The 26,968-nt window shown below is 70.7% G+C and carries 27 protein-coding genes; 16 read left to right on the forward strand and 11 right to left on the reverse strand.

Annotated features, from left to right (window positions below; genetic code table 11):
- Positions 1-43: 43 nt before the first annotated feature.
- Together EDF63_RS11875 and EDF63_RS11880 are read left to right on the forward strand one after the other, a co-directional pair.
- Positions 44-625 carry a LemA family protein gene (locus EDF63_RS11875; RefSeq protein ID WP_111084820.1) on the forward strand — a complete coding sequence of 194 codons (582 nt, stop codon included), beginning with the start codon at positions 44-46 and terminating at the stop codon, positions 623-625.
- Positions 626-644: 19 nt separating this feature from the next.
- Entirely contained in the window at positions 645-1,547 is a 903-nt protein-coding gene (locus EDF63_RS11880; protein ID WP_111084819.1) for a M48 family metalloprotease, read from the forward strand.
- Between the two features lie 6 nt (positions 1,548-1,553).
- Here the strand turns inward: EDF63_RS11880 and EDF63_RS11885 are convergent, their stop codons facing one another.
- Positions 1,554-2,825 carry a winged helix-turn-helix domain-containing protein gene (locus EDF63_RS11885; protein WP_123313271.1) on the reverse strand — a complete coding sequence of 424 codons (1,272 nt, stop codon included), beginning with the start codon at positions 2,823-2,825 and terminating at the stop codon, positions 1,554-1,556.
- A 92-nt stretch (positions 2,826-2,917) separates the two neighbouring features.
- On the opposite strand from EDF63_RS11885, the gene EDF63_RS11890 reads away from it, so the two are divergent.
- Together EDF63_RS11890 and ilvA are read left to right on the forward strand one after the other, a co-directional pair.
- Positions 2,918-4,168: an AI-2E family transporter gene (locus tag EDF63_RS11890; RefSeq protein ID WP_123313272.1), complete on the forward strand. Its 1,251-nt coding sequence runs from the start codon at positions 2,918-2,920 to the stop codon at positions 4,166-4,168.
- Between the two features lie 62 nt (positions 4,169-4,230).
- Positions 4,231-5,490, forward strand: a complete 1,260-nt coding sequence (gene ilvA, locus EDF63_RS11895; RefSeq protein WP_123313273.1) for a threonine ammonia-lyase — start codon at positions 4,231-4,233, stop codon at positions 5,488-5,490.
- A gap of 223 nt (positions 5,491-5,713) precedes the next feature.
- On the opposite strand, the gene greA is transcribed toward ilvA, so the two are convergent.
- Positions 5,714-6,202 (reverse strand): transcription elongation factor GreA, encoded by a 489-nt coding sequence (greA, locus tag EDF63_RS11900; protein WP_111084815.1) that lies wholly within the window; start codon positions 6,200-6,202, stop codon positions 5,714-5,716.
- Between the two features lie 71 nt (positions 6,203-6,273).
- Positions 6,274-6,684 carry a DUF4307 domain-containing protein gene (locus EDF63_RS11905; RefSeq protein WP_123313274.1) on the reverse strand — a complete coding sequence of 137 codons (411 nt, stop codon included), beginning with the start codon at positions 6,682-6,684 and terminating at the stop codon, positions 6,274-6,276.
- Between the two features lie 103 nt (positions 6,685-6,787).
- Here EDF63_RS11905 and mca point away from each other — a divergent pair, with 103 nt between their 5' ends.
- Both mca and EDF63_RS11915 read left to right on the forward strand, forming a co-directional pair.
- Positions 6,788-7,678, forward strand: a complete 891-nt coding sequence (mca, locus tag EDF63_RS11910) for a mycothiol conjugate amidase Mca (protein WP_123313275.1) — start codon at positions 6,788-6,790, stop codon at positions 7,676-7,678.
- Positions 7,675-7,980, forward strand: coding sequence for a hypothetical protein (locus EDF63_RS11915; RefSeq protein WP_111084812.1), 306 nt, complete (start codon positions 7,675-7,677; stop codon positions 7,978-7,980). The genes mca and EDF63_RS11915 overlap by 4 nt, the downstream gene beginning before the upstream one ends.
- 130 nt (positions 7,981-8,110) lie before the next feature.
- On the opposite strand, the gene EDF63_RS11920 is transcribed toward EDF63_RS11915, so the two are convergent.
- Entirely contained in the window at positions 8,111-8,818 is a 708-nt protein-coding gene (locus EDF63_RS11920; RefSeq protein WP_123313276.1) for a hemolysin III family protein, read from the reverse strand.
- A 95-nt stretch (positions 8,819-8,913) separates the two neighbouring features.
- On the opposite strand from EDF63_RS11920, the gene EDF63_RS11925 reads away from it, so the two are divergent.
- From EDF63_RS11925 to EDF63_RS11935, 3 genes are all read left to right on the forward strand, one after another.
- On the forward strand, positions 8,914-9,699 hold the full coding sequence (locus tag EDF63_RS11925) for an isoprenyl transferase (RefSeq protein ID WP_185021406.1): 786 nt from the start codon (positions 8,914-8,916) through the stop codon (positions 9,697-9,699).
- 115 nt (positions 9,700-9,814) lie between these two features.
- Positions 9,815-10,924, forward strand: a complete 1,110-nt coding sequence (locus tag EDF63_RS11930) for an aminotransferase class V-fold PLP-dependent enzyme (protein WP_111084809.1) — start codon at positions 9,815-9,817, stop codon at positions 10,922-10,924.
- Between the two features lie 264 nt (positions 10,925-11,188).
- Positions 11,189-12,550, forward strand: coding sequence for a PhoH family protein (locus tag EDF63_RS11935; protein WP_185021407.1), 1,362 nt, complete (start codon positions 11,189-11,191; stop codon positions 12,548-12,550).
- Between the two features lie 123 nt (positions 12,551-12,673).
- On the opposite strand, the gene EDF63_RS11940 is transcribed toward EDF63_RS11935, so the two are convergent.
- The 4 genes from EDF63_RS11940 to EDF63_RS11955 all read right to left on the reverse strand — a co-directional run bounded on the left by EDF63_RS11940 (position 12,674) and on the right by EDF63_RS11955 (position 15,802).
- Positions 12,674-14,077: an aspartate ammonia-lyase gene (locus tag EDF63_RS11940; RefSeq protein WP_123313278.1), complete on the reverse strand. Its 1,404-nt coding sequence runs from the start codon at positions 14,075-14,077 to the stop codon at positions 12,674-12,676.
- A gap of 162 nt (positions 14,078-14,239) precedes the next feature.
- Entirely contained in the window at positions 14,240-14,854 is a 615-nt protein-coding gene (locus EDF63_RS11945) for a carbonic anhydrase (protein ID WP_123313279.1), read from the reverse strand.
- 70 nt (positions 14,855-14,924) lie between these two features.
- Positions 14,925-15,560 carry a DUF4245 domain-containing protein gene (locus EDF63_RS11950; protein WP_123313280.1) on the reverse strand — a complete coding sequence of 212 codons (636 nt, stop codon included), beginning with the start codon at positions 15,558-15,560 and terminating at the stop codon, positions 14,925-14,927.
- Entirely contained in the window at positions 15,557-15,802 is a 246-nt protein-coding gene (locus EDF63_RS11955; RefSeq protein WP_111084805.1) for an exodeoxyribonuclease VII small subunit, read from the reverse strand. Before EDF63_RS11955 ends, EDF63_RS11950 begins: the two co-directional genes overlap by 4 nt.
- Positions 15,803-15,883: 81 nt before the next feature.
- On the opposite strand from EDF63_RS11955, the gene EDF63_RS11960 reads away from it, so the two are divergent.
- Positions 15,884-16,642 (forward strand): alpha/beta hydrolase, encoded by a 759-nt coding sequence (locus tag EDF63_RS11960; RefSeq protein WP_123313281.1) that lies wholly within the window; start codon positions 15,884-15,886, stop codon positions 16,640-16,642.
- A 10-nt stretch (positions 16,643-16,652) separates the two neighbouring features.
- Here EDF63_RS11960 and xseA read toward each other — a convergent pair whose 3' ends face one another.
- The gene (gene xseA, locus EDF63_RS11965; RefSeq protein ID WP_123313282.1) at positions 16,653-17,912 is read right to left on the reverse strand and encodes an exodeoxyribonuclease VII large subunit; all 1,260 of its coding nucleotides are present in this window, start codon (positions 17,910-17,912) and stop codon (positions 16,653-16,655) included.
- A gap of 125 nt (positions 17,913-18,037) precedes the next feature.
- Between xseA and EDF63_RS11970 the strand changes: the two genes are divergently transcribed.
- Together EDF63_RS11970 and EDF63_RS11975 are read left to right on the forward strand one after the other, a co-directional pair.
- A complete protein-coding gene (locus EDF63_RS11970) occupies positions 18,038-19,102 on the forward strand; it encodes a 4-hydroxy-3-methylbut-2-enyl diphosphate reductase (protein WP_260233085.1) in 1,065 nt (354 codons plus the stop codon).
- Positions 19,099-19,863: a DUF6264 family protein gene (locus EDF63_RS11975; protein ID WP_123313283.1), complete on the forward strand. Its 765-nt coding sequence runs from the start codon at positions 19,099-19,101 to the stop codon at positions 19,861-19,863. The genes EDF63_RS11970 and EDF63_RS11975 overlap by 4 nt, the downstream gene beginning before the upstream one ends.
- A gap of 31 nt (positions 19,864-19,894) precedes the next feature.
- On the opposite strand, the gene EDF63_RS11980 is transcribed toward EDF63_RS11975, so the two are convergent.
- Together EDF63_RS11980 and fbaA are read right to left on the reverse strand one after the other, a co-directional pair.
- Positions 19,895-21,154 (reverse strand): M18 family aminopeptidase, encoded by a 1,260-nt coding sequence (locus EDF63_RS11980; RefSeq protein ID WP_123313284.1) that lies wholly within the window; start codon positions 21,152-21,154, stop codon positions 19,895-19,897.
- A 94-nt stretch (positions 21,155-21,248) separates the two neighbouring features.
- The gene (gene fbaA / locus EDF63_RS11985; RefSeq protein WP_123313285.1) at positions 21,249-22,277 is read right to left on the reverse strand and encodes a class II fructose-bisphosphate aldolase; all 1,029 of its coding nucleotides are present in this window, start codon (positions 22,275-22,277) and stop codon (positions 21,249-21,251) included.
- A gap of 159 nt (positions 22,278-22,436) precedes the next feature.
- Here fbaA and glpX point away from each other — a divergent pair, with 159 nt between their 5' ends.
- From glpX to EDF63_RS12005, 4 genes are all read left to right on the forward strand, one after another.
- A complete protein-coding gene (glpX, locus tag EDF63_RS11990) occupies positions 22,437-23,426 on the forward strand; it encodes a class II fructose-bisphosphatase (protein ID WP_017886722.1) in 990 nt (329 codons plus the stop codon).
- Between the two features lie 83 nt (positions 23,427-23,509).
- Positions 23,510-24,406, forward strand: coding sequence for a hypothetical protein (locus EDF63_RS11995; RefSeq protein ID WP_123313286.1), 897 nt, complete (start codon positions 23,510-23,512; stop codon positions 24,404-24,406).
- A 107-nt stretch (positions 24,407-24,513) separates the two neighbouring features.
- Entirely contained in the window at positions 24,514-26,061 is a 1,548-nt protein-coding gene (locus tag EDF63_RS12000) for a putative T7SS-secreted protein (protein WP_148061773.1), read from the forward strand.
- Positions 26,061-26,822: a PoNe immunity protein domain-containing protein gene (locus tag EDF63_RS12005; RefSeq protein ID WP_123294158.1), complete on the forward strand. Its 762-nt coding sequence runs from the start codon at positions 26,061-26,063 to the stop codon at positions 26,820-26,822. The genes EDF63_RS12000 and EDF63_RS12005 overlap by 1 nt, the downstream gene beginning before the upstream one ends.
- The last annotated feature ends 146 nt before the right edge of the window (positions 26,823-26,968 follow it).

Consider the following 26,968-nt stretch of genomic DNA (forward strand, 5'->3'; position numbering starts at 1 on the left):
CACGCAGCACCGCGGATCCGAACGCGAGAAGGAGCACCCCCACATGGACACCGGACTCGTCACGACGCTGATCGTCGTCGGAGTGGTGGTGGTGATCCTGGTCATCATCGGGATCTACCTCTGGGTGACGTACAACTCCCTCGTCACGCTCAAGGTCCGGGTGGACGAGGCCTGGAGCGACATCTCGGTGCAGCTGAAGCGGCGTGCCGACCTCATCCCGACCATCGTCGACACGGTCAAGGGGTACGCCACCCACGAGAAGGCCGTCTTCGACGACGTCACCAAGGCGCGCTCGGAGACCCTCACGGCCGGAGACGCCGGGACGGCCTCCGCGGCCGAGGGGCACATGCAGAAGGCGCTGAAGAGCGTGTTCGCGGTCGCCGAGGGGTACCCGCAGCTGCAGTCGAGCCAGAACTTCCTGCAGCTGCAGACCGAGCTCGTCGACACCGAGGACAAGATCCAGTCCGCCCGGCGCTTCTACAACGGCGGCGTGCGCGAGCTGAACACGAAGATCCGGGTCTTCCCGAACTCCACGTTCGCCAAGCGGCGGGGCTTCGCCGAGGCGACGTTCTTCGAGACGGCCGAGCCGGCAGCGATCGCCGAGCCGCCGCGCGTCCAGTTCTGACCCCAGTCCCGCAGCTGCCGTGTACAGCGCCATCGCGCGGAACAAGCGCAACACCGTCGTCATCGTCCTGGTCTTCCTGCTGATCATCGGCGCGCTCGGGTTCCTGGGCGGCTACCTGGCCGGGAACGTCTCGATCGGCGTCATCGTCCTCGCGGTCGCCCTGGGCTACGCGGTGCTGCAGTACTTCTTCGCCGCTCGGCAGGCGACCGCCATCGCCGGCGGCATCGAGATCGACCGCACCTCCGAACCGCGGCTCTGGCGGACGGTCGAGAACCTGGCGATCTCGACCGGCATGCCGATGCCTCGGGTCTACGTCATCCAGGACCCGTCGCCGAACGCCTTCGCCACCGGGCGTGATCCCGAGCACGCCGTGGTGGCCGCGACGACCGGGCTGCTGCAGATCATGGACGACCAGGAGCTGCAGGGCGTGATGGCCCACGAGCTCGGCCACGTCAGGAACTACGACATCCGGGTCTCGACGATGGTGTTCGGGTTGGTGGTGGCCGTCGGCCTGATCGCCGACGTGCTCCTGCGCATCTCGATCTTCAGCGGCCTGTCCGGCGGCCGGAACCGCAACTCCGACAACGGCGGCGGCGCGAATCCCGTGCTGCTCATCGCCGGCATCGTGGCCGTCGTCGTCGCGCCGATCGCCGCAGCGGGTGTGCAGGCCGCCGTGTCCCGGCAGCGCGAGTACCTCGCCGACGCCACCGGTGCGATGACGACCCGCCATCCGGAGGGACTCGCACGGGCGCTCGAGAAGCTCGGCGCGTACGGTCGCCCGATGCAGACGCAGAACTCGTCGATGGCCCACCTGTGGATCGCCGACCCGATGCGCCCCGGTGTGATGGACCGGCTGTTCTCCACGCACCCGCCGCTGCCGGACCGCATCGCGCGGTTGCGGGCGAACGCCGACCGCTTCTGACGCCGGTCAGGCCTCCGCTGCGTCGAGTTGCTCGGCGGGTTCCGGGGGATCGGCGTCGTCCACGGCCTCGTGGGGGACCAGCGGGAGGCCGAGCGCGCCGGCGACGGCCGCCGCGGCCGTGCCCCGATCGGTGACCTCGATGGCGTCGAGTCCCTGCCACGCGGCGGTGCGTCGGAGGGTCTCGGCCAGCCGCTCGGCATCGAGGTGCTCGCCGGGTTCCTGCCACGCGGTCCGGACCCGAAGCACGCCCCGCTGCCGGTCGCTCTTCAGGTCGACCCGGCCGACGAGCCGGTCGTCCTGCAGCACGGGGAGCACGTAGTACCCGAAGACCCGCTTCGGCGCCGGTGTGTAGATCTCGATCCGGTAGTGAAACCCGTACATGCGCTCCGCCCGGCGGCGGAACCACACGACCGGGTCGAACGGGCTGAGCACGGCGTCGGCGGTGAGCTGTCGGGGCACCCGGGCGTCGGGGTGGAGCCAGGCCCGCTCGCCCCAGCCCTCGACCCGCACGGGCTGGAGCTCGCCGGCGGCGGTCAGCTCCGCGATGGCGGCCGCGGTGTCGTCCGACCGCAGCCGGTAGTAGTCGGCGATGTCCGCGCGGGTGCCGACGCCGAGGGCGCGGGTGGCGTGCCGCACGAGGTCGAGGACGGCGTGGGCGCGCGGTGGCGCCGTCTCGAGGAAGCCGGCCGGCAGGACCTGCTCGGGCAGGGCGTACGCGCGCTCGAACCCCGACCGCCCGGCGCTCACGGTCTCGCCCCAGCGGAACATCTGCTCGAGCCCGGTCTTCACGTCGCTCCAGCCCCACCACGGTCCACGGCGCACGTTCGACTCGTGCTCGACCGCGCTGGCACGCATCGGCCCCTCGGCACGCAGCAGCGCGTGCAGCTCGCGTCGGACCTCGGCGGTGCGGGTGACGCCGTCGATCCGGGTCGGGCCGGCGTCGCGCTGCCGCAGGGCGTCCATCCGCCAGCGGAACAGCCGCAGGTCGTCGCGCGGGATGAGGGCGGCCTCGTGCGCCCAGTACTCGGTGTACGGGCCGGACCGACCGAGGGTCAGCCGGTCGAGCGTGGACCGGTCGTACGCCCCCAGGCGTGCGAAGAGCGGCAGGTAGTGGCTGCGTTCGAACACGTTCACGGAGTCGATCTGCAGCAGCCCGAGGCGGGCGAAGGCGGCGTTCACCGCGCGCGTCGTGACGTCCGTCGCCGGCGGCCGACCGAACCCCTGCGCGGCGAGGGCGACGCGGCGGGCTTCGGCAGCGGAGAGCGAGGACCTGACCATGCGCCGACGCTACCGAACCCTGCCGACAGCACGGCGTCGGAACGTATGCCGTATCTGGAACGCGACGTCGAGCGCATCGCTAGGATCGGCCCATGGCCTGGGGCAAGAAGACACCGCACACCGATCCCGTCGTCGTCGATGACGCGGTGCCTCCCGGAATGCGGATCGCCGGTGCGTGGTCGTGGCGCATCCTCGTCGTGGTGGGCGTCGTCGCGGTGGTCATCTACCTGGTGACGCTCTTCAGCGAGATCCTCATCCCGTTCCTCATCGGCATCGTGGTCGCCGCGCTCCTGGTCCCGCTGTCGAACTGGATGCAGCGACACCACGTGCCGAAGTGGGTCGCCGTCATCGTCAGCCTGGTCGGGGGACTCGCCGCCGTCGGGGCGCTCATCTGGCTCGTCGTCGACCAGATCGCCGCCGCGTACCCGTCGCTCCGCGACCGCACGCTGTCGCAGTACGACAACATCCGCGACTTCGTGCTCGGGTCCGGGCTCGGCATCAGCCAGAAGGACCTGAACTCCTACCTCAACCAGGCGACCGACTGGCTGCAGAGCAACTCCGGTTCGATCCTGTCCGGAGTGGCCAGCGCGGGGTCGTCGCTGACGCACATCCTCACCGGGTTGTTCATCGTCATCTTCACGGTGATCTTCCTGCTCATCGACGGCAAGAACGTCTGGCGCTGGACGGTCCGGCTCTTCCCGAAGAACGCCCGCAGCGCGATCGACGGCGCGGGTGTTGCGGGGTGGACGACGCTGACGAGCTTCATCCGCGTGCAGATCTTCGTCGCGTTCGTCGACGCCGTCGGCATCGGCATCGGCGCCGCGATCCTGCAGCTGCCGCTCGTCGTGCCGATCGCCGTGTTCGTCTTCCTCGGGTCGTTCATCCCGGTCGTCGGTGCGATCGTCACCGGGTTCCTGGCGGTCTTCGTCGCCCTGGTGTTCAACGGCTGGGTGGCCGCGGTCTGGATGCTCGTCGTCATCCTCATCGTGCAGCAGGTCGAGGGGCACATCCTGCAGCCGCTCGTCATGGGCAGCGCCGTCAAGGTGCACCCGCTCGCCGTCGTCCTCGGGGTCACCGCGGCCTCGGGCCTGGCGGGCATCGCGGGCGCGTTCTTCGCCGTCCCGCTCATCGCGACCGTGAACTCGATGGTCACGACGATCTCGAGCGGCCGCTGGAAGACGATGGACTCCGACCACGTGCGCGAGGCCAAGCAGGAGGCGCACGACGAGAACGTCCGGACGAAGCGTCGGCGCCGGATCCTGAAGCTGCGGGAGCGCCGCGGTGACGTCCCGAAGCCCGGCAGCGACGAGCAGCCGACCGCGGTCAAGGGAACGGCAGGCTGACGCTGCACGATCCCTCGTGTCACGGGTTCGCCGCAGACGCCCGGAACGACGATGATGGGGGAGTGACCGACACCAGCGCCTCCCAGCACACGCTCGCCGCGATCCCCACCCTCGCGGACATCGAGACGGCACGGGAGACCATCTCGGGCGTCGCGCGCGTCACCCCGATGGAGACCTCGCAGTTCCTGGCCGAACTGCTCGGGTCGCCCGTGCACCTGAAGTGCGAGAACCTGCAGCGCACCGGTGCGTACAAGGTCCGCGGCGCGTACAACCGTCTGTCGACCCTGTCCGCGGAACAGCGCGCCAAGGGCGTCGTCGCCGCCAGCGCCGGCAACCACGCCCAGGGCGTCGCCCTCGCCGCACGCGAGCTCGGCATCCCGGCGACGATCTTCACCCCGGTCGGCGTCGCGCTGCCGAAGCTGCAGGCCACCCGCCACTACGGTGCCGAGGTCGTGCTGCGCGGCCACTCGGTGGAGGAAGCGCTGAGCGCCGCGAAGGACTTCGCCGCGCACACCGGAGCGGTCTTCATCCCGCCGTTCGACCACCCGGCCGTCATCGCCGGTCAGGGCACCCTCGGTCTCGAGATCATCGACCAGGTGCCCGACGTCGACACCGTCGTCGTGCCGATCGGCGGTGGCGGTGTGATCTCCGGCATCGCCCTCGCGGTCAAGGGCATGGCCGAGCGGCTCGGACGCCCGATCAAGGTCATCGGGGTGCAGGCCGAGAACGCCGCCGCCTACCCGTCGTCGATCCGCGCCGGCGAACCCGTCACCATCACGACGAAGCCGACCATCTCCGACGGCATCGCGGTCGCCCGCCCCGGTGACCTGAACTTCCCGATCATCCGCGACCTGGTCGACGACATCGTCACGGTCTCCGACGACGACACCGCCCGAGCCCTGCTCGTGCTGCTCGAGCGCGCCAAGCTCGTGGTCGAGGCTGCCGGCGCCGTCGGCGTCGCCGCCATCATGTCGGGTGCCGTCCGCGACACCGGGCGCACCGTCGTGCTGCTGAGCGGCGGCAACATCGACCCGCTCATGATGGAGCGCGTGATCACCCGCGGTCTGGTCGCCGCGTCACGGTACATCGGCATCCGCATCATGCTGCCGGACCGTCCGGGCCAGCTCGCACGGGTCGCGCAGGTGATCTCGGACGCCGGTGCGAACGTGGTCGAGGTCCTGCACACCCGCCACGGACAGGGCCTGGTCATCAACGAGGTCGCCCTCGACCTGTCGATCGAGGCCCGCGGCCCCGAACACGCGCAGGAGGTCATCCAGCGCCTGCACGAGGTCGGCTTCCGCCCGGAGCTCCTCGAGCACTAGCCCCGCGCCGACGGGCGGTGCGACAACGTCGACGTCGTGCGACATCGAGGACGTCGTTCTTGCGCGCGTGCAACCGTTGCGGCCGCTGGGGAGCGACAGCGTCGCTGTCGTACGACGGCGGTGGTGTCGTTGCGAGTCGACGCGGGCCGTGGACGCGACCGGCGGACAGACGGGAGGCCCATGGCGGTGTCGCCACGGGCCTCCCGTCTGCAGTGGGCTGGGTCTACGGCTCGTAGCGCTCGATCTTGACGACCTCGACCGCGATCTCCTTGCCGTTCGGCGCCGTGTAGGTGGCCTTGTCGCCGGCCTTGAGGCCGACGATCGCAGCGCCGACGGGGCTGACCGGGCTGTAGACCGTCAGGTCGGAGCCCTCGGCGACGATCTCGCGGCTACCGACCAGGAAGGTCGACTCGTCGCCCGCGATGACGGCGGTGACGACCGTGCCGGGCTCGACCGTGCCGTCGAAGACGGCTTCGCTGACGGTGGCGTGCTTGAGGAGGTTCGTGAGGACGCGGATGCGCGCCTCGATCTTGCCCTGCTCGTCCTTGGCGGCGTGGTAGCCGCCGTTCTCCTTGAGGTCGCCCTCTTCGCGAGCGGCCTCGATGCGGCGCGCGATCTCGGCACGGCCCTCGCCGCTCAGCTCGTCGAGCTCCGCCTGGAGACGGTCGTGCGCCTCCTGGGTCAGCCAGGTGACCTGCGTGTCGTTGCTCATCTTCTGTCCCTTCGACCATGAAAAAACGAGACCGGCCGAGTGGTCGGTCTCGAGAGGCGAATCCGGTCAGTCTAGGGAATCCAGCAGTCGTGGATCAAGCCGGTGACGCCACGGGTCGTCGTCGTCACCTCGGTGCTGACGCTGCGCGTGCGCTGCTCGGACGGGGCGAGGGTGATCTCCTTCCAACCCACGATCGAGTAGCTCTTGTCGAGGACCTGGACGGCGCACTTCGCGCGGACCCCCGGGTCGACGGAGACCTGCGAGTGCACGACCGTGCTGTGCTGGGAGAGGACCTCGTACCCCACGACGTCGTCGGTCAGGCCGCGGTCGGACTGGTCCAGACCCGCCCAGATCACCCAGGCGGCGAAGACCACGACGACGGCGATCGCGGCGACGATCGCGACGGCCTTGCTGCGGCGCGCGCGGGCCGGGGTGCGGCCGTAGCGGTCGTCGAGGGTGGCGGCGTGGTGCTGTTCGGACAGTTCGGGGCTCCCGGGGTGATTATCCTGATCCCAGGGTAGTTCACGCGTCGCTGTGCACTTCCCGTCCCCGCTCGCCCACGCTCACCACACGTGAGGAAGTCCTGTGCCGTACCGCTTGCTGGCCGTCCACGCCCACCCCGACGACGAGTCGAGCAAGGGGGCGGCGACCGCGGCGAAGTACGTGGCCGAGGGGCACGAGGTGCTCGTCGTGTCCTGCACGGGCGGTGAGGCCGGCGACATCCTGAACGACCAGCTCGGCGAGCCGGCGACCAGCCGTGCGCACCGCGACATGGCCGGGTACCGCCGCACGGAGATGGCCGCCGCGCAGGCAGCCCTCGGCGTCGACCACCTGTGGCTCGGCTACCACGACTCCGGTCTGCCCGACGCCGACAAGGGTGAGACCGTCCGACCCGGCACCTTCTCGACCGTGCCGCTCGAGTACAGCACCGAGGCGCTCGTCCGGGTCATCCGACGCTTCCGCCCGCACGTGCTCGTCACCTACGACGAGAACGGCGGCTACCCGCACCCCGACCACATCCGCACGCACGAGGTGTCCGTCGCCGCCTGGACCGCCGCGGCGGACCCCGCTGCGTACCCCGGCGCCGGCGAACCGTGGTCGATCGCGAAGCTCTACTACGAGCGCACGATGAACCCGCGACGCTTCAGCACGATCTTCGAGGCGCTGCAGGAGCGCGACCCGGACAGCCCCGCGATCGAACAGCTGCGCGAGTGGGTCGAGCGGTTCGCCGACCGACCGGACCTCGCCACCACGCACGTCGACGTGCACGAGTACTTCGACCACCGCGACGCCGCGCTCCGTGCCCACGCCAGCCAGGTGGCGCCGGACAGCGCGTTCTTCTACTGGCCGAACGACCTCCTGGCCACGGTGTGGCCGACCGAGGACTACCAGCTCGTGGAGGCCCGCGTGCCGACCGAGCTCCCGGAGACCGACCTGTTCGCCGGGATCCCAGCCGACAAGGAACCGACCCCGTGAGCTCCATCGCGGCGGCACTCGCCGCCACCCCCAGTCCCAGCCCCAGCGTCGTACCGGACGTGAACGTCACCCCGGGTGTCGTCGGCTTCATCGCCATCGCGCTCGTGGCCGTCGCGACGATCGTCCTGGTCGTCGACATGACCCGACGCATCCGGCGGACGCGCTACCGGTCGGAGATCCGCGAGCGTCTCGAGGCGGAAGCGAACGGCACCGCGGTCGACGGTCCGGCGACGGACGAGTCGGAGCGGCGTGCGGCGGAGGACGGCCGAGCCGACGTCGGGGACGACACCGAGCGCGGTTGACGCGCTAGCGCACCCGCCGGAACCGGGCGTTCCTGGTCGAATCGGGCGTACCTGGTCCGAAGTTCCGGGTGAGTACGCCCGGAACGACGAGGCATCGCACCCGTTCTGGGAAGGAACGTGCGACGGACGGTCAGCGCACCGGGTCCAGGGCGACGATGAGCACGCCGACCCACTGCGCGCCGAAGGCCACCACCGTCAGAGCGTGGAACACCTCGTGGAAGCCGAACTGGGTGGGGACCGGGTTCGGCCGCTTGAAGCCGTAGACCAGCGCCCCGATGATGTAGGCGACGCCGCCGGACAGCACGAGCACCGTCATCGGCACGCTCGCCGCGAAGAACTGCGGCAGCAGCCCGAGCGCCGCGCACCCGAGCACCAGGTAGATCGGCACGTACAGCCACCGCGGCGCGTTGATCCAGAGCACCCGGAAGGCGATCCCGAGCGCCGCCCCGGACCACATCACCCAGAGCACGACCACCATCAGGGTGTGCGGCAGGGCGCAGATGGCGATCGGCGTGTAGGTACCGGCGATGAGCAGCAGGATGTTCGTGTGGTCGATGCGCTTGAGCACCGCCTTGACGGTCGGCCCCCACGGGAACCGGTGGTACGTCGCGGAGACCCCGAACATGGCCAGCGACGTCGCCATGAACACCGCGCTGCCGACCTTCGCCGCCGTGCTGTCGGCAAGGGCGATGAGGACGATGCCCATCGCGACGGCGAACGGGAACGCGCCGAGGTGGATCCAGCCGCGCCAGGCGGGGCGGGTGTCCTCCGTGGTCGTCGCGGCCTCTTCGGTGAACGGGACGTGGGGGAGGGTGGCGGTCTCGTGCTCGTCCTGCATGGTGCGACTGTAAGCCCCGCGCCCGAACGGATGCCACGAGTTCCGGGGGAGCCGCACTCGGGACGCTCCGACCGACGGTGCACTACGCTCGGTGCGTGACCGGCAGGGTGGGATGGGCAGGACGAGGGATCCTCTACCGCGCCTACCAGAGCCGCATCCGCCGCCAGATCGAGGGCAGCGCGAAGCCCAAGCACGTCGCCATGATCGTCGACGGCAACCGTCGGTGGGCGAAGCAGCTCGGGCTCGAGTCCGCCGCACACGGCCACCGCGCCGGCGCCGCGAAGATCCCCGAGTTCCTGACCTGGTGCGACGAGCTCGGCATCGAGGTCGTGACGCTGTACCTGCTCTCCGCCGACAACCTGACCGGGCGTGCCGGAGCGGAACTCAGCGAGCTCGTCGGGATCATCGGCGACCTGGCCGGGGTCCTGGCCGACACCACGGACTGGCGCGTCCAGCACGTCGGGTCGAACGAAGGCCTGCCCGACTCGCTCGTGTCCGCGCTCGCCCGGGCCGAGGAGCGCACCGCCGGCCGCACCGGCCTCCACATCAACCTGGCCGTCGGGTACGGCGGACGCCGTGAGATCGCCGACGCCATGCGGAGCATCGTGGAATCGCACGGCGCGGGCGGCGGCACGATCGACACCCTGGCCGAGGTCCTGACCCCCGAGCTCATCGGCGACCACCTGTACACCCAGGGCCAGCCCGACCCCGACCTGGTGATCCGGACCTCGGGCGAGCAGCGGTTGTCCGACTTCATGCTGTGGCAGAGCGCACACAGCGAGTTCTACTTCGTCGAGGCGCTCTACCCCGACCTGCGCGAGGTCGACTTCCTGCGCGCCGTCCGCGACTTCGGGCTCCGGTCGCGACGCTTCGGCGGCTGACCGACGGACGTCGCCCAGGCTGCTGACGCGCTGGCCACGTCCCGCGTCGGTTCGGCCACGGCAGCCCCGTCCCAGTAGGCTCACAGGGTTCCACCCCGCGAAAGGTGCACCACCTGTGAACATCGACGAGTACGCCGCCGGCTTCTCCGAAGACCCCGGCTACCTCGACCACGCTGCGTTCGGCCCCGTGCAGACCGCCGTGCTCGAGGAGCAGCGCGTGCTCGGTACGATCCAGGAGCACATGCGCTTCGGCGCCATGGAGACGCTCGACGAGCAGGACGCCCGCGTCCGCACGGTCGCCGCCCGGTTGGTCGGTCGCCGCGAGGACCAGGTCGTCTCGCAGACCGCCACCACCCCCGGCCTGCTGCACACCGCCTTCGGCCTGACCGGCGGGGTGTTGGTGTCGGCGGACGAGTACCCGTCGCTGCCGCTCGCGCTGGCGAGCGCCGCCTCGGCGACCGGCGGCCGGGTCCAGCCCGTCGTCATCGAGTCCGGCGCCGGGTGGATGACCCCCTCGCTCATCCAGGAGCGCCTGACCGACGACGTGACGGCCGTGGCGGTCTCGCTGGTCGACTGGCGCACCGGCTACCTGGCCGACCTCGCCGGCATCCGCGAGGTCATCGGCGACCGCCTGCTGATCCTCGACGCGATCCAGGGCTTCGGGGTCGTCGACGCCCCGTACGAGATCGCGGACGTCGTCGCGACGGGCGGCCAGAAGTGGCTGCACGCCGGCTGGGGCACGGGCTTCACCGCCTTCAGCGACCGTGCCCTGAACCGCCTGCGTCCGGCGCTGTCGGGCCCGCACGGCACCACCGGCTGGCCCGTCGACGTCCCCGCCGTGCGCCCCGGTGCCGCCGGGTACCAGATGACCCGCATCGACCCGATCGCGCAGGCCCGCCTGGCGGTGTCGCTGGACCGACTGACCGCCGTCGGTGTCGCCGCCGTGCAGGAGCGCGTGACCGAGCGCGTCGAGCGCGTGTTCGCGATCGCGGACGAGTTCGGGCTCGAGGTCGAGTCCAGTCGCGACCCGCGCGAGCGCGCCGGCATCGTCGTGCTGCGGCCGGCCGAAGGGCGCCTGACGGCGCTGTCCGCGGCGCTGCACAACCACGGCGTGACCGCGACCACGCGGCTCGGCGTCGCGCGGGTGTCGGTGTTCGCGTCGACCACCGACGAGACGCTCGACATGTTCCGGGACGCCTGCGTCTCGTACGCCACGCTGCAGTAGCAGAGTTCCGCCAGAGCGACAGATCTCCGCGAACGGTTCGCGGAGATCTGTCGCTTTCGCGGGTGTGGACGTGCAGAACGCCGGGTTGTTCACGTGACCGTAACGCCGGGGACCGCGTGTCGCTGGCGGGGTGTCGGAGGCCGGACGTACGTTGTCCCCATCGGGCACCGCGCCCGATCGAAGCGGCCACAGTCGGTGCTTCGGGACCCGCTCCACGGCCGCGTTCGAGGACATGGACCGGGCTGCTCGCGGCCCGGGGATGGAGTGGTCGTGACCTCTCAGAACGTCTCTCGCGGAACCCAGCACCAGCCCACCGCGGACTCGTCCACGTCGGTCGCCCAGCGCACGTACGTGCTCGACACATCGGTGCTCCTCAGCGATCCGCGGGCGTTGTTCCGCTTCGCCGAGCACGCGGTCGTCCTGCCCGTGGTGGTCGTCAGCGAACTCGAGTCGAAGCGCAACGACCCGGAGATCGGGTACTTCGCACGGCAGGCCCTGCGGCTGCTCGACGAGATGCGCATCGAACACGAACGGCTCGACTTCCCGATCGCGCTCGGTGACGGCGGTTCGTTCCGCGTCGAGCTGAACCACTCCAACCAGTCCGTCCTGCCGTCCGGGCTGCAGCTCGGCGACAACGACTCCCGCATCCTCGCCGTCGCCTCGAACCTGCAGAACGACGGGCTCGACGTCGTCGTCGTCTCGAAGGACCTGCCCCTACGCGTCAAGGCATCCTCGATCGGCATGGCGGCGGAGGAGTACCGCGCCGAGCTCGCGGTCGACTCCGGCTACACCGGCATCGCCGACCTGCAGGTGTCCGGCGAGCAGATGGCCGACCTGTACGAGAAGGAGGAGATCCGGTCCGTCCAGCTCGACGGCGTGCCGGTCAACACCGGCGTCGTCATCCACTCCGAGCGCGGTTCGGCCCTCGGCCGCGTGCACACCGCCGGCTCCGTGGCGCTGGTGCGCGGCGACCGCGAGGTGTTCGGGCTGCGCGGCCGGTCCGCCGAGCAGCGCCTCGCGATCGACGCGCTGCTCGACTCCGAGATCGGCATCGTGTCCCTGGGTGGCAGTGCGGGCACCGGCAAGTCGGCGCTCGCCCTCTGCGCCGGGCTCGAAGCGGTGCTCGAACGGCAGCAGCACAAGAAGATCATGGTGTTCCGGCCGCTGTACGCCGTCGGCGGCCAAGACCTCGGATTCCTGCCGGGTGACGCCGGCGAGAAGATGAACCCGTGGGCACAGGCGGTCTACGACACCCTCGGTTCGGTGGTGTCCGACAACGTCCTCGACGAGGTCGTCGAACGCGGGCTGATCGAGGTGCTGCCGCTCACGCACATCCGCGGTCGGTCCCTGCACGACGCGTTCGTGATCGTCGACGAGGCCCAGTCGCTCGAACGGAACGTGCTGCTGACGATGCTCTCCCGCATCGGGCAGAACTCCCGCGTCGTGCTCACCCACGACGTCGCGCAGCGCGACAACCTGCGGGTCGGCCGCCACGACGGCATCGCGAGCGTCATCGAGCGGCTCAAGGGCCACCCCCTGTTCGCCCATGTCACGCTGACCCGGTCGGAGCGCTCCGCCATCGCCGCCCTCGTGACGGACCTGCTGGACTCGCCCGACCTGGTGTAGCGCCCGGCAAACCCCTCGTGAAAGCGACAGATCTCCGCGAGCGGTTCGCGGAGATCTGTCGCTTCGGCGGAGGGGTCAGCTCGGAGGCGTCAGCGCTGAGGCGTCAGCGCTGAGGCGGAGGGGTCAGTTCGGGTGGGTCATGGACAGGACGTCCAGTGCCGCGTCGAGCTGCTCCTCGGTGACCTCGCCACGCTCGACGTGGCCGAGCGCCACGACCGCCTGCCGGACGGTGATGCCCTCGGCGACGGCGTACTTCGCCACCTTCGCGGCGGCCTCGTAGCCGATGACCCGGTTGAGCGGGGTGACGATGGACGGCGAGGACTCAGCGAAGGCCCGGGCGCGCTCGAGGTTCGCCTGCAGGCCGTCGATGGTCTTGTCGGCCAGCACCCGCGAGCTGTTCGCCAGCAGTCGGATCGACTCGAGCAGGGCCGTACCCATCACGGGGATCGCGACGTTGAGCTCGAACGAACCGGACGCACCCGCCCAGGCGATGGTGGCGTCGTTGCCGATGACCCGCGCGCCGACCATCAGGGTCGCCTCGGGGATGACCGGGTTGACCTTGCCGGGCATGATCGACGAGCCCGGCTGCAGGTCGGGGATGTGCAGTTCGCCGAGCCCGGTGTTCGGACCGGAGCCCATCCAGCGCAGGTCGTTGTTGATCTTCGTCAGGCTGACCGCGAGCACCTTGAGCGCCCCGGAGGCCTCGACCAGGGCATCGCGCGCACCCTGGGCCTCGAAGTGGTCGACGGCCTCGGTGATCGGCAGGTCGGTGTCCGCCGCGAGCTGGGCGATGACCCGCTGCGGGAAGCCCTTCGGGGTGTTGATGCCGGTGCCGACGGCGGTGCCGCCGAGCGGGACCTCGGCGACGCGGGGCAGCGTCGCGGTCACCCGCTCGATGCCCAGGCGGATCTGGCGCGCGTAGCCGCCGAACTCCTGCCCGAGGGTGACCGGGGTGGCGTCCATCAGGTGCGTGCGGCCCGACTTCACGGCGTCGGCCCACAGCGTCGCCTTGGCCTCGAGCGATTCGGCGAGGTGCTCGAGCGACGGCACGAGCGTGCGGAGCAGGGCCTCGGTCACGGCGACGTGCACCGAGGTCGGGAACACGTCGTTCGAGGACTGCGAGGCGTTGACGTGGTCGTTCGGGTGCACCGCGGTGCCGCCGATCTCCGACGCCAGGGTTGCCAGGACCTCGTTCATGTTCATGTTCGACGACGTGCCGCTGCCGGTCTGGTAGACGTCGACGGGGAACTGGTCGTGGTGCTGCCCACCGATGACCAGGTCCGCCGCGCCGGCGATGGCGTCAGCGACGGCGGGCTCGACGATGCCGAGTTCGCCGTTGACGAGCGCCGCCGCGCGCTTGATGCGTGCGAGCGCGATGATCTGCGCCGACTCGAGCCCGGTGCCCGAGATGGGGAAGTTCTCGACCGCACGCTGGGTCTGGGCGCGGTACAGGGCCGACTTCGGCACCCGCACCTCGCCCATGGTGTCGTGCTCGATGCGGAACTCGGTCTCGGTGGTGTCGGTCACGTCGTCGTGGTCCTTCCTGGGGTGCTCGCCGGACGCGGTCGCGTCGGGGGACTGCGCCGGCGCACGAGGTCTCCGTGGGTCACGGAACCGGCGCCGGGCGTCGCGTTCGACTGTACCGGTGCGTCGGGTGTGGGGACGTGCGGGTGCGGCGCCGAGGGGGCGTCAGGCGTTGCCGACGACCGTGTCGATGGTGACCTCGCCCGTGCCGAGGTCGTAAGTCGCGCCGACCACGGCCAGCCGGCCCTCGGCGATCGCGTCGGAGACCGCACCGGAGCGCTCGAGCACCTGGCGCAGCGTGGCTTCGAGGTGGGCGGCGCCGATCGCCTCCTGCGGGAGCTCGGCGTCGGTGGCGCGGACCTTCTCGACGCTCGGGGCGATCGCGTCCACCAGGGCCTGCAGGTGCGGCGCGGGGACGGGCTCACCCGAGCGGGCGGCGGCGACGGCACCGCACCGGGTGTGGCGCAGGACGACGACGAGCGGGGTGCCGAGCGCGACGACCGCGAACTCGATCGACCCGAGCACGACGTCGTCGACGATCTGCCCGGCGTTGCGGATGGCGAAGAGGTCGCCGATGCCCGCGTCGAACACGTGCTCGAACGGCACGCGCGAGTCGGAGCAGCCGAGGACGGTCGCGAACGGCGACTGCGAGCCCTGGAGCTCGGTGCGACGGTCGGGGTCCGTGCGGCCCATGCGGCGCTTGTCGGCGGCGAAGCGGGCGTTGCCGTCGACGAGCAGGCGCAGGGCGTCGGACGGGGTGGAGGCGGCGCGGTCGGGCATGGGGCTCCTCGGATCGGGTCGGGCGGTGTCGGGTTGCGGGGGTGTCCGGCGGTGCGGCGTCCGGCGGTCGTTACCGGGCGAACTGCTCGGCGACGGCCTTCGCCACGGTGCGGTACGACGAGTCGTCGGCGGTGCCGGAGAGCACGACGGTGTTCGCGCCGAACGTCGACACGAGCGAGTACGCGTGGTTGCCGGCGTCGGAGCCTTCGTCCCGTCGGTCGTAGACGGTCCACTTCGTGCCGTCGATCACGCGGGTGCCGGTGGACGGGCGCTGGTCGAGCTGGTTCGACACCCACGAGCCGTTGGCGTCGATGCCCTGCTGCAGGCTGAGGTACTGCTTGTCCGGCGTCACGAACCCGACGGTCCAGACGTCAACGTCGTCCGAGGCCTTGTCGGAGAAGTCGGCGCGGTTCGACGTGAAGCCGCTCGGCAGGTCGGGGGCGGCCAGGGTGATGTCCCCGACGTGGGCGTCGGCCGCGATCTGCTGGTAGTCGACGGTGCGGTCGACCGTGGTGTTCGGCCGCACGACCACGGCGACGAGGAACAGGACGATGCCGAGCGACGCGATGAGCGCGATCACGAGGTTGAAGGCGGTCTGGTGCTGGCGGCGAGCGGTCCGTGCGGCGTCCTTGCGCGCCCAGGTCTCCTCCGCCGTCTCGGGGCGACCGAGCTCGGCGACGATCGGACGACCGTTCGCATCGGTCATCGGGCGGAGCCGTCCTCGGCGCTGCTGGCCGCGCGCGCCGCGTCGAGCCGTGCACGGGCGCCCACGAGCCACTCTTCGCAGCGCGCGGCGAGGGCCTCGCCGCGCTCCCAGAGCGACAGCGAGCGCTCGAGGGTCGCGGAGCCCTGTTCGAGCTCGCTCACGACGCGCACGAGTTCGTCGCGGGCGGCTTCGTAGCTAAGCGACTGGACGTCGGTCTGCTCGGGTTCCTGCTGGGATGGCACGACCCGATCCTACCGAGCGTCCACCGACGCACGGTCCCGCCCGCTGCGCCTGGGGAGAACACCGGCCGGTAGGGTCGCGCCATGGTTGATCTCCCCGAGGGCGTGGACTGGTACCCGGCACCGGAAGCAGGATCCGGAGCGGAGCGCGGCGGACGGGCGGGCCGCCCCGCGCTCGCGGTCGTCCTGCCCGGCGGCGGGTACGGCATGCACGCTCCGCACGAGGGGGAGGGGTACGCCCGCTGGCTCAACGGGATCGGCATCGACGCGGTCGTGTTCGCGTACCCGCTCGCCCCGCACCGCCACCCGGACGCCGTGGTGGCGACCCGCGCGCTCGTCCGCGACCTGCGTGCCGGACGCTGGGCGGGCCTCCCGTCCGATCCGCGGATCGTCGTGATCGGGTCGTCGGCGGGCGGGCACCTGGCGGCCCTCGTCTCGAACGCACCGACGCCGGCGGAGCGCGCCGTGTCGGACGTCGACGACCGACCCGACCTGACGGTGCTCTGCTACCCGGTGACGTCGATGACGGACCACCCGCACGTCGGCAGCACCGACAACCTGCTCGGACCGGGCGCGAGCGTCCGCGAGCGGTCGGCGGTGGACGCGGACCTGCTCGTCGACGACCGGACCCCGCCGACGTTCCTGTGGCACACGGCCGAGGACGAGCACGTGCCGGTGACGCACTCGCTGTCCTACGCACACGCGCTGGCGCGACACGGGGTGCCGTTCGACCTGCACGTGTTCGAGCGCGGGGTGCACGGCATCGGGCTGGCCGAAGGGCTCGGGCCGGCCGAGGTGTGGAGCACGCTGGCGACGACCTGGCTGCGCGACCGCGGGTGGTGACCCCGACGCGTCAGGCGGCCGACCCCGACCCCGACCCCGAGCCGTCCGGACCCGGCCCGTCCGGCTCGAGCGTCCCGGTCGCCGTCCCCGCGCCGAGCGTGACGTGCACCGGCGTCTGCCCGGACAGGTCGTCGGACGACCGCACCACGCCGCCGTCGGCCCGCTGCACGATCGCGTAGCCACGACGCAGGGTGTCCCGCGGCGAGAGCGCCCGGAGCCTGGCGGTCAGGTGCCCGACCTCGGAGTGTCCCCGCTCGAGCCGGCGGTCGAGCAGCTCCCGCGACCGGGAGAGGTCGCGCGCGACTTCCTCCGCACGGGTGTCGACGAGCCACGCGGTGGACGCGAGCGCGGGCCGCGAGCGGAGTGCCGCGATCCGGTCGGCCTCGACCGCGAGCGTCTGCGACAACCGCAGGCCGATGCGGGCGCGGGCCTGCCGGACGTTCGCGAGCTCTTCCGCGACGTCCGGCACGACGCGCTTGGCGGCGTCGGTCGGGGTGGAGGCACGGAGGTCCGCGACCTCGTCGAGAATCGGACGGTCGGCCTCGTGCCCGATGGCCGACACGATCGGGGTGCTCGCCGCTGCGGCTGCGCGGACGAGCCCTTCGTCGCTGAAGCCGAGCAGGTTCTGGAAGTCGCCGCCGCCGCGGGCGATGATGATGACGTCCACCGTCGGGTCGGCGTCGAGCTCGAGGATCGCCGCCGTGACCTCGCCGACGGTGCGCTCACCCTGCACCGCGGTGTGGACGGTGCGGAACTCGACCTGCGGCCACCGGAGCTGCGCGTTGCGCTTGACGTCCTTCTCGGCGTCGGAGTCCTTGCCCGTGATCAGGCCGATGCGGTGCGGCAGGAACGGCAGGCGCTTCTTGCGTGCGGGGTCGAACAGGCCCTCTTCGCCCAGGGTGCGGCGCAGGCGTTCGAGTCGTTCGAGCAGGTCACCGAGGCCGACGTGCTTCATCTCGACGACCTGCATGGTCAGCGAGCCGCCCTTGACCCAGTAGTTCGGCTTGACGGCCGCGACGACCCGGTCGCCCTGCTTGATGTCCGCCGGCACCCGGGAGCGCACGCTCGACCAGATCGAGAACGACACCGTGGCGTCGACCTCGACGTCCTTGAGCTTGCCGTACACGTTGCCGCCGGCGACGTTCCACTGCGTGATCTCGCCCTCGATCCACGCGGTACCGAGCCGGTCGATCCAGTCGCGGAGCTTCGCGCCCAGGAGTGCGACCGGCCACGGGTTGTCGGCCGTCGGCGGGCCTTGTTCGATCGCCATGTCGCTCCTTCTCGTGCGGGACGTCCATCGTGCCCGACACCGGTGACAGCGGGCGAGCGGCGGGATCTCCACGGATGGTGCCCGCGCCCAGGTCGCGCGCGTCCCGCTCACCTATCATCGGGGACGTGACGATCACCAACGGCCACACGGTCCCGCTCGCCCCGCCGCGTGTGCACGCGGCGCGTGGGCGCCTGCGGGACGAGCCGGTCGCCGGTCCGAAGAAGGTGCTGCTCGCAGCCCCGCGCGGCTACTGCGCCGGGGTCGACCGGGCGGTCGTGGCGGTCGAGAAGGCGCTCGAGCAGTACGGCGAGCCCGTCTACGTCCGCAAGCAGATCGTCCACAACGTCCACGTCGTGTCGACCCTCGAGCAGCGCGGCGCGGTCTTCGTCGACGACGTCGCCGAGGTCCCGCGTGGGTCACACGTCGTCTTCAGCGCCCACGGCGTCTCACCGGCCGTCGTGGCGGGGGCTGCCGAACGCGACCTGCACGCCATCGACGCCACCTGCCCCCTGGTCACCAAGGTCCACCGCGAGGCCACCCGCTTCGCCAAGGCCGAGCGCACCATCATCCTCATCGGGCACACCGGCCACGAAGAGGTCGAGGGCACCATGGGCCACGCCCCCGACCGCACGATCCTGGTCAACGGACCGGACGACGTCGCCGCGCTCGACGTCCCCGACCCCGACAACCTGGTCTGGCTGTCGCAGACCACGTTGAGCGTCGACGAGACGATGGAGACCGTCCGCCTGCTGCGCGAGAAGTACCCCACGATCGCGAACCCGCCGTCGGACGACATCTGCTACGCCACCCAGAACCGCCAGGTCGCGATCAAGAAGGTCGCACCGGGCACCGACCTGGTGATCGTGGTCGGCTCCGCCAACTCGTCGAACAGCGTCCGCCTGGTCGAGGTCGCGTTGGAGCACGGCGCGAAGGCCGCGCACCGCGTCGACTACGCGGAGGAGATCCGCCAGGAGTGGCTGGACGGCGTCGCCACCGTCGGCGTCACGAGCGGCGCCTCGGTCCCCGAAGAGCTCGTCGCCGAAGTCCTCGAACAGCTCGCCGACGCCGGGTACGGCGCCGTGGAAGAAGTCGTGACCGCACACGAAGACCTGATGTTCTCGCTCCCCAAGGAGCTCCGCACCGACGCGTCGGGCAACCCGACGCGCGCGCTCGGCGGGCGTCGGGCATGAGCGGCGCGGACGGGTGGGGCTCGGTGCCGCGACGCGAGCCGGGTCACGTCGACGACACGGCGGCAGCCGGCCAGGAGGCCCGGGACACGTCCCCGACGACGGCCGACGGTGCCGCGAGCGGCCGGGTCCACGGCCGACCCGCCCCCGCCTACGGCGAGTACGCGCCCGAGGGGTGGGTCAACCCGGTCCTGGTCGAACGGGAACGACAGGAGCGCGAGCAGCAGGAGCGCGACCGCCGCCAGCAGGCAGCGAGCCAGGCCGGGCGGGACGGCGCGACCGCGTACCGGTCCGGTGCCGGCGCGCCGACCGGCACCGTGCCTCCGGGCCGACCCGGCGCAGTCGACGACCCGACCCCGGGCGGGCCGCAGCGTTCGGTGGCGACGAGTCGGTTCGGCCGTACCCCCGCCGACTTCGTCCTGACGGTCGGTCTGCTCGCCTTCGGGCTCATCTCCGTCGTGCAGTCGCTCGCCGTGACCAACGTCGCTTCGACGGTCCGGCGGACCCTCGAGACGCAGTACACGGCGCTGAACGACCCGAGCGCGCTGAGCGGTGCCGCCGTCATCGGCGCGATCACGAACGTCGTGGTGTTCGCGCTCGTGGCGTGGTGGTCGATCCGCCGGCTCCGGGCACGGAAGCGCACGTTCTGGGTACCGATCGTCGGCGCGGTCGTCGCCACGTTCGTGAGCACCATCGCGTTCGTCGTCGTGGTGTTCCAGGACCCGCAGTTCGTCGAGTTCATGATGCGCCAGACCGGCGCCTGACCGCAGCCAGCCGGGTTCAGCCAGCCAGGGCTCAGCCAGCCAGGAACGCCGCGACGGCGCCGTGCAGTGACGCCAGGTCCTCGACGTGCACGAGCTCGCGGATCGAGTGCATCGACAGCAGCCCGACGCCGATGTCGATCGTCGGGATCCCGAGCCGGGTCGCCGCGATCGGACCGATGGTCGAGCCGCCGGGGATCGTGTTCACGTTGACGAACGGCTGCCACGGCACCCCGGCCGTGTCGCACGCGGCGGCCCAGACGGCCTCGCCCTTCGCCTCGGTCATGTAGCGCTGGTTCGCGCTGATCTTCAGCAGCGGGCCGGCACCGGGGCGTGGACGGTTCGTCGGGTCGTGCTTCTCCGGCTGGTTCGGGTGCACCAGGTGGCCGGCGTCGCTCGACAGCAACCACGAGGCGCGGAACGCCCGGGCGGCTTCGGAGCGGGTGGCACCGAGGCCCTCCTGCACGCGGCCGAGGACGTCCTCGAGGAACGGACCACCGGCCCCGGACGGGGTCGAGGAACCGATCTCCTCGTGGTCGAACGCGGCGAACACGGGGATGTGGTCGCCGTCGACCGGGGCGTCCACGATGCCGCGGAGTCCGGCGTGCACGCTCGTCAGGTTGTCCATCCGGCCCGAGGCCAGGAACTCGCGCTCGATGCCGATGCGGGCGGGGGTCTGGGTGTCGGCGAGGAAGAGGTCCCACGACACGGCATCGTCACCGAGGCGGGCGCGCAGCCACTCCACGACCGAGGTCCCACCGGCGTCGCCGTCGACCCCGACGATCGGCAGCGTGTGGCGCTGGCGATCGATCTCCTTGCCGTCGTTCACCCCGCGGTCGAGGTGGATGGCGAGGTTCGGGATGCGGGCGACGGCGTCGGTGCTGACGAGTCGGACGCTGCCGTCGGCGTCGACGACCCGGCCGGCGATGCGGAGGTCACGGTCGAACCAGGTGGACAGGAGCGCGCCGCCGTAGACCTCCACGTTGAGCTGCTCCCAGCCCCCGGTGCGGACGCCGGGGTTCGGCTTCACGCGGAAGCCGGGGGAGTCGGTGTGGGCGCCGAGGATCCGGAACGGGGTCGTCGCCGACGCACCCTCCGGCAGTCGCCACGCGATCACCGCGCCGTCGCGGACCACCACGTACGCGCCGGGTTCGGTCGGCCAGGCGTCGAGCTCGGACAGCTCGGTGAACCCGGCTGCGACGAGGCGGTCACGGGAGGCCGCTGCCGCGTGGAACGCGGTGGGCGACTCGGTGACGAACTGGGCGAACTCGGAGGCGATGGCGTCGACGGTCACCCGCCCATCGTGGCACGGCGGTGGAGGTGACCGGACGCAGAACGGGGCGCGTCCGTCGGACGCGCCCCGTTCCTCCCGGCAGTTGCTCCCGGTGTCAGCCCTTGGTGTGACCGGCGGAGCCGAGCACCTTCGCGGCCTCGCCCACGCGAGCCGCCATGGCGGACTCGGCGACCTTGCCCCAGGCGCGGGGGTCGTACTGCTTCTTGTTGCCGACCTCGCCGTCGATCTTCAGGACGCCCTCGTAGTTCCGGAACATCGAGTCGGCGATCGAGCGGGTGAACGCGTACTGCGTGTCCGTGTCGATGTTCATCTTGATGACGCCGTTGCGGACGGCCTCGTGGATCTCGTCGTCGGTCGAGCCGGAGCCGCCGTGGAAGACGAGGTCGAGGGGGTTCTCGCCGGTGCCGTGCTTCGCCGCGACCGAGGCCTGGATCTCGCCGAGCAGCTCGGGGCGGAGCTTGACGTTGCCCGGCTTGTAGACGCCGTGCACGTTGCCGAAGGTGAGCGCCGCGATCCAGCGGCCCTTGTCGCCGAGGCCGAGCGCGTCGACGACCTTCTCGACGTCGTTCGGGGTCGTGTAGAGCGCGTCGTTCGTGCCCTCGTGCTCGACGCCGTCCTCTTCGCCGCCGACGACGCCGATCTCGACCTCGAGGATCGCGTTGATGTTCCGCGTCTTCTCGATCATGGTCTTCGCGATCTCGATGTTCTCGTCGAGCGGCACGGCCGAACCGTCCCACATGTGCGACTGGAAGATCGGGTTGCGACCCTGCCGGACCTCTTCCTCGCTCGCCGCGATGAGCGGCAGGACGAAGCCGTCGAGGGCGTCCTTCGGGCAGTGGTCGGTGTGCAGCGCGACCGTGATGTCGTAGTTCTTGGCGACCTCGTGGGCGAACTTCGCCATCGCGAGGGCACCAGCTGCGCGGTTCTTGATGGTGTGGCCGGCGAAGTAGTCGGCACCGCCCGTCGTGACCTGGAGGATGCCGTCCGAGCCGGACTCCTGCAGGCCCTGGAGGACCGCGTTGATGGTCTGCGACGAGGACACGTTGACCGCGGGGTACGCGAACTTGCCCGCCTTCGCGCGTTCGATCATCTCGGCGTACTGTTCCGGCGTTGCGATGGGCACGTGGATCTCCTTCGACTTCGGTGATGTCCCCGCCGATCGTAGTCAGAAGCTCTGGAGGCGCGGTCCGGGTTACGCGGTCGGCTCACGTCCGGCGTGCACATGCGTGCACGGGCCCGGTGTCCGGACCGTCGGTCGGCCGCCGGTCGGTAGGCTCGGGTCGTGACTCCCACGACTGAGACCGGCTCCCTGTTCCTCCAGCCCGACCGCAACCTCGCGCTCGAGCTCGTGCGTGCGACGGAGGCCGCCGCGATCCGTGCGCAGCCGTGGGTCGGGCGTGGTGAGAAGAACCTCGCCGACGGCGCCGCGGTCGACGCGATGCGCAAGTTCCTCGGCACGGTGAACTTCGACGGTGTCGTCGTCATCGGCGAGGGCGAGAAGGACAACGCCCCGATGCTCTACAACGGCGAGCACGTCGGCAACGGTCACGGCCCGGCATGCGACATCGCGGTCGACCCCATCGACGGCACCTCGCTCACCGCCGCCGGCCGCCAGAACGCCATCTCCGTCATGGCCGTCTCGGACCGTGGCTCGATGTACGACCCCTCCGCCGTCTTCTACATGGACAAGATCGCCGCCGGCCCCGAGGGCCGCGGTGTCCTGGACCTCGAGAAGCCGATCGGTGACAACATCCGCGCGCTGGCGAAGGCCAAGGGCAAGGACCTCGAGGACATGGTCGTCGCCGTGCTCGACCGCCCGCGCCACGACGAGCTGATCCGCGCCATCCGCGCGACCGGTGCCGGCACGCGACTGCTGCTCGACGGTGACGTCGCCGGTGGCATCGCCGCCGCCCTGCCCGGCTCGACCATCGACATGTGCGTCGGTGTCGGCGGCACCCCCGAGGGCATCATCACGGCGTGCGCGATCAAGGCGCTCGGCGGCGTGATCCTCGGCAAGCTCCAGCCGAAGGACGACGAGGAGCGCGAGCGCGCCATCGCCGCCGGCCACGACCTGGACAAGGTCCTCGACCAGGACGACCTGGTCACGGGTGACAACACGTTCTTCGTCGCCACCGGCGTCACCGACGGCGTCCTGGTCGACGGTGTCCGTCGTTCGCGCGGCGTCATCCACACCGACTCGCTCGTGCTCCGCTCGCGCTCGAACACGATCCGCCGCATCCAGGCGGACCACCGTGCGGAGAAGTGGTTCTAGGCCGGACGATCGTCCGCCGCTTCGGGGCGTCGCCGGTCTTCCGGCGGCGCCCCGTTGTACGAGCCCTTGCGTAGGCTCGACGCATGACTGCGACAACGGCACGGATCGTCGGACTGGACACCGCGGGCATCCGCACGCTGCACGCGGAGGCGGACGGCACGGCCGACCGGCTGCCGCACGTCGTGCCGGTGGCGCCCGACCTCGGCGTGATCCTGGCGGACGAGGACGGCGCGATCCTCACCGCGCCGGCGCTCGCCGAGATGGGCTGGGCGGACGACGACGTCCTGTGTGCAGCCGTCGCCGCCGCGCAGGAGCAGGCCGGAGGCGACGTGGCGGTGATCCAGCCCGGCACGATCGTCATCCAGGACCCCGACCTCGCCGTGGTGCTCGTGCTCGCACCGCAGGCGTTCCAGGGGATCGAGTTCCGCGGCAGCGCAGTGGTCTTCCCGGTTGCGCCGACGACGTTCATCGTCACCGGCGACCAGGACGAGGACGGGCTCCAGGTCGCGGCCGGTGTCGCCCAGCAGATCCTGGCCGACGACGAGGGCGAGGTCCTGAGTGGACCGCCCATGGTGCTGCGCGGTGACGGGTGGGTCCGGTTCGAGCACCCGTCACTCGACGGCGAGCTCCGGACGATCCGCGCGCTCTGGACGTCGACCGCCGCGAACCTGCAGCAGGACGCCCTGCAGGAGTCGTTCGACCGGCGGGGCGAGGACGTCCACGTCGGTGCGGTCTCGGTCGCCCGGCTCGCCGAGGACGACCCGGCCTTCTCGTACTCGTCGTGGACCGAGGACGTCGAGACCGTCGTCGCCGCGGTCGACACGATCGTGCTCGTGACCCTCGACGGGCAGACGCAGCCCGTGCCGTTCGGTCGGCTGCGGGAGCTGGCGTCCGGGTTGATCGAGGAACTCGAGGTCCGCCCGACGCGCTACCGGCTCCGCGGGTTCCCGGATCTCGAGTCGGTCCGCGCGGCCCTCTGACGGGTCGACCCCGGTCGGTGGCACTCGTCCCCGTCGCTGCCCCCTGATATGGTCACACTCGCGTGCTTGTGGACAACGGCGCGAGAGATCGGACCTGGGGAGGAATGATGGGGCGACCGTCGGGGTGGGACGTCGTCGATCAGGGTGACGACCCGGTCAAGGGTGATCCGTCGACGCTCCGGATGATGTCGCGGGAGTACCAGCGCATCTCCGACGCAGCCGATGACGCCTCGACCCGGCTGAACTCCGTCAAGGGGTCCGGGTGGCTGACCGACTGGGAAGGTGAAGCCGCCGACGTCTTCGTCGACGCGATCGAGGACACCCCGTCGGACCTGACCAAGCTCGTCGATTCGTACGAGGCTGCCGCGACGGCGTTGTCGGGGTGGGCGGACACGGTCGATGACACCCAGTACCGGGCCGATGGTGCGTTGGCGGACGCGAAAGACGCCACCGGGGACCTCGCCGCGGCGCAGGACCGACTCTCCGACGCGCAGTCGAACCTGTCGCACTACCAGGCGGCGTCGAAGGACCTGTCGAAGGTCGCGGACGAGTACCCGGCCGGTTCCGACGTGCCGGACGGGGTGGACGTGCCCTCGCCGGCGCAGTTGCGGGCAGCGTCCGACAACGCCTCCGTCGCGCAGGGGTCCGTGAGCTCGGCGCAGGGGGACATCTCGGCGGCGCAGTCGCGGATCGATGCGGCGAAGCGGCTCGTGGCGGATGCGAAGGGTGAATGGCAGGACGCGGAGCAGCGGACCGCGACGAAGATCGGTGAAGCTGCTGACGCGGGGCTCGGGAAGCAGTCCACGTGGGACAAGATCTTCGGGTCCGAGGCGTGGGAGACCATCGTGTCGGTGGCGAAGGTCGTCGTGGCGGTGGGTGGGATCATCGCGATGATCATCCCTGGGCCGTGGACGTTGATCATCGCGGCGATCGCGCTCGTGGTGTTGGCGGACACGTTGTACAAGATGAGCAAGGGCGAAGCCGACGGGTGGGACCTCGCGTTCTCCCTGCTCGACTGCGTCCCCGCAGCCGGCGCACTGGGGCGGTTGGCGAGTTTGGGCAAGTACGCGAGAGGCATGGGTGGGATCTCTCGCGCAGGCGGCCGGGTCCTCGCCGCGGGAAGATCGGTCATCGGGAAGGCCAAGTCTGCCGTTCCGTTCGGGCGTCGGGTCGAACTACCCCTCGGCGTCAGGGTCAACCCGAACGGGCGGACCCTGGCACGGACCGCGACCAAGGACGAGAAGGCTGCCTTCGGAGAGCAGCAGATGCACGACCTCTACGCTCGCTCCGGCTTCGACCGGATCGACACGAAGGGCAGCACCAGTGCCAACGGGCTCGACGGTGTCTACTTCAACAAGAAGACCGGCGAGTACGAGATCGGCGAGGCGAAGTTCTCGAAGCACGATGATGCTGCTCCGAACAGCCTGTTGAAGAACACGAAACTGAGCGGGCGTCAGCTGAGTGATCAGTGGATCGACTCTCCAGCGGGGCGGGATGCCCTGACTCGTTTGGAACGAGCCGTGGACGAGCGCCACTTCGACGCGATCCAGAAGCTGCTCGACGAGGGAAAGCTCCCCCGAAGTGTCGTCGTCGTCGGACATGATGGAGGTTCAACACGATTCATGGTCGATACGGGTGGAAAGGTGATCCCCTGATGCCGCTTTTCCGGCGCAAGACTGCACTCCGGCAGCGGGCCGCCGAGTTCGATGCGCGATACTGGCAGAGCGCCATCGAGGTGACCTCGACCAATTGGGAAGGACGCAAGGCTGCCGCGCAGCGAGCAACCGATCCCACGAAGCGCTTGAGCGCCGTTCGTGGCGAGTGGCACATGGGCCTCCGCTACCTGGCCGCGCAGTACTCCGCGGGCGTCGGCCTGGACGTCATCGGAGATGTCGCTGAATCGGTGGCGGATGCGTACTGCACGTGGGTCGACCTAGCGTCCTCCGACCAGAAGCCGTCGCCCAGCCTCGGCGACGGAAACGAGTACTACATCAGTGTGCTGCGGCTTCTCGGCATCACGATGGGCTGTGGCCGGACGACTCATGCGCGGACGGTCCTCGAGACGGTGGTTCGGCAGGGGGCGGACCCGCTGTTCTCGGCGCTTGCGTCCGCGACCGGACTTCAGCACTCCTGGGATCAGAACAAGCATTCGACGCCGAGGTTCGCGCGGCCCCTGCTCACGGCGCTCGAGCAGCCAGTCGAAGCCAGCCATGCCATCGAGACGTATCTCGCAGACTGGCCATCACGGATGAAACCGATGGATTGGATGGGGTCGCTGGAAGCAGTCGCCCCGGGCGACAGCTACGGTGCGGGATTCGTCGGGTATTGGGCGCTGGAACTGCCGGCGATCGCGAAAGCGACCGACATGCACCTCGTTGAGATGAAATCGCCCTTCCTGCCGCTCGATCTCCTGTAAGAGGAGGGACCCTCCGGACCACATCCGAAATGGCCTACCAGACGGCTCGACGCCGGTGGCGTCATCGCTAGATGCCGCCGTTCACCGACTCGTCACTGACCGTGTGCTGCGCTTTGCTCTGGCGTGCGGTGGGTTGCTCGAGGCCG

The organism is Curtobacterium sp. JUb34 (assembly GCF_003755065.1).
Taxonomy (GTDB): Bacteria; Actinomycetota; Actinomycetes; order Actinomycetales; family Microbacteriaceae; genus Curtobacterium.

Coding starts and splice junctions, on each gene's coding strand:
- EDF63_RS11875 (WP_111084820.1), top strand. CDS start 44: ATGGACACCGGACTCGTCACGACGCTGATCGTCGTCGGAGTGGTGGTG.
- EDF63_RS11885 (WP_123313271.1), bottom strand. CDS start 2,825: ATGGTCAGGTCCTCGCTCTCCGCTGCCGAAGCCCGCCGCGTCGCCCTC.
- EDF63_RS11890 (WP_123313272.1), top strand. CDS start 2,918: ATGGCCTGGGGCAAGAAGACACCGCACACCGATCCCGTCGTCGTCGAT.
- greA (WP_111084815.1), bottom strand. CDS start 6,202: ATGAGCAACGACACGCAGGTCACCTGGCTGACCCAGGAGGCGCACGAC.
- EDF63_RS11920 (WP_123313276.1), bottom strand. CDS start 8,818: ATGCAGGACGAGCACGAGACCGCCACCCTCCCCCACGTCCCGTTCACC.
- EDF63_RS11945 (WP_123313279.1), bottom strand. CDS start 14,854: ATGCCCGACCGCGCCGCCTCCACCCCGTCCGACGCCCTGCGCCTGCTC.
- EDF63_RS11950 (WP_123313280.1), bottom strand. CDS start 15,560: ATGACCGATGCGAACGGTCGTCCGATCGTCGCCGAGCTCGGTCGCCCC.
- EDF63_RS11960 (WP_123313281.1), top strand. CDS start 15,884: ATGGTTGATCTCCCCGAGGGCGTGGACTGGTACCCGGCACCGGAAGCA.
- xseA (WP_123313282.1), bottom strand. CDS start 17,912: ATGGCGATCGAACAAGGCCCGCCGACGGCCGACAACCCGTGGCCGGTC.
- EDF63_RS11975 (WP_123313283.1), top strand. CDS start 19,099: ATGAGCGGCGCGGACGGGTGGGGCTCGGTGCCGCGACGCGAGCCGGGT.
- EDF63_RS11995 (WP_123313286.1), top strand. CDS start 23,510: ATGACTGCGACAACGGCACGGATCGTCGGACTGGACACCGCGGGCATC.
- EDF63_RS12000 (WP_148061773.1), top strand. CDS start 24,514: ATGGGGCGACCGTCGGGGTGGGACGTCGTCGATCAGGGTGACGACCCG.
- EDF63_RS12005 (WP_123294158.1), top strand. CDS start 26,061: ATGCCGCTTTTCCGGCGCAAGACTGCACTCCGGCAGCGGGCCGCCGAG.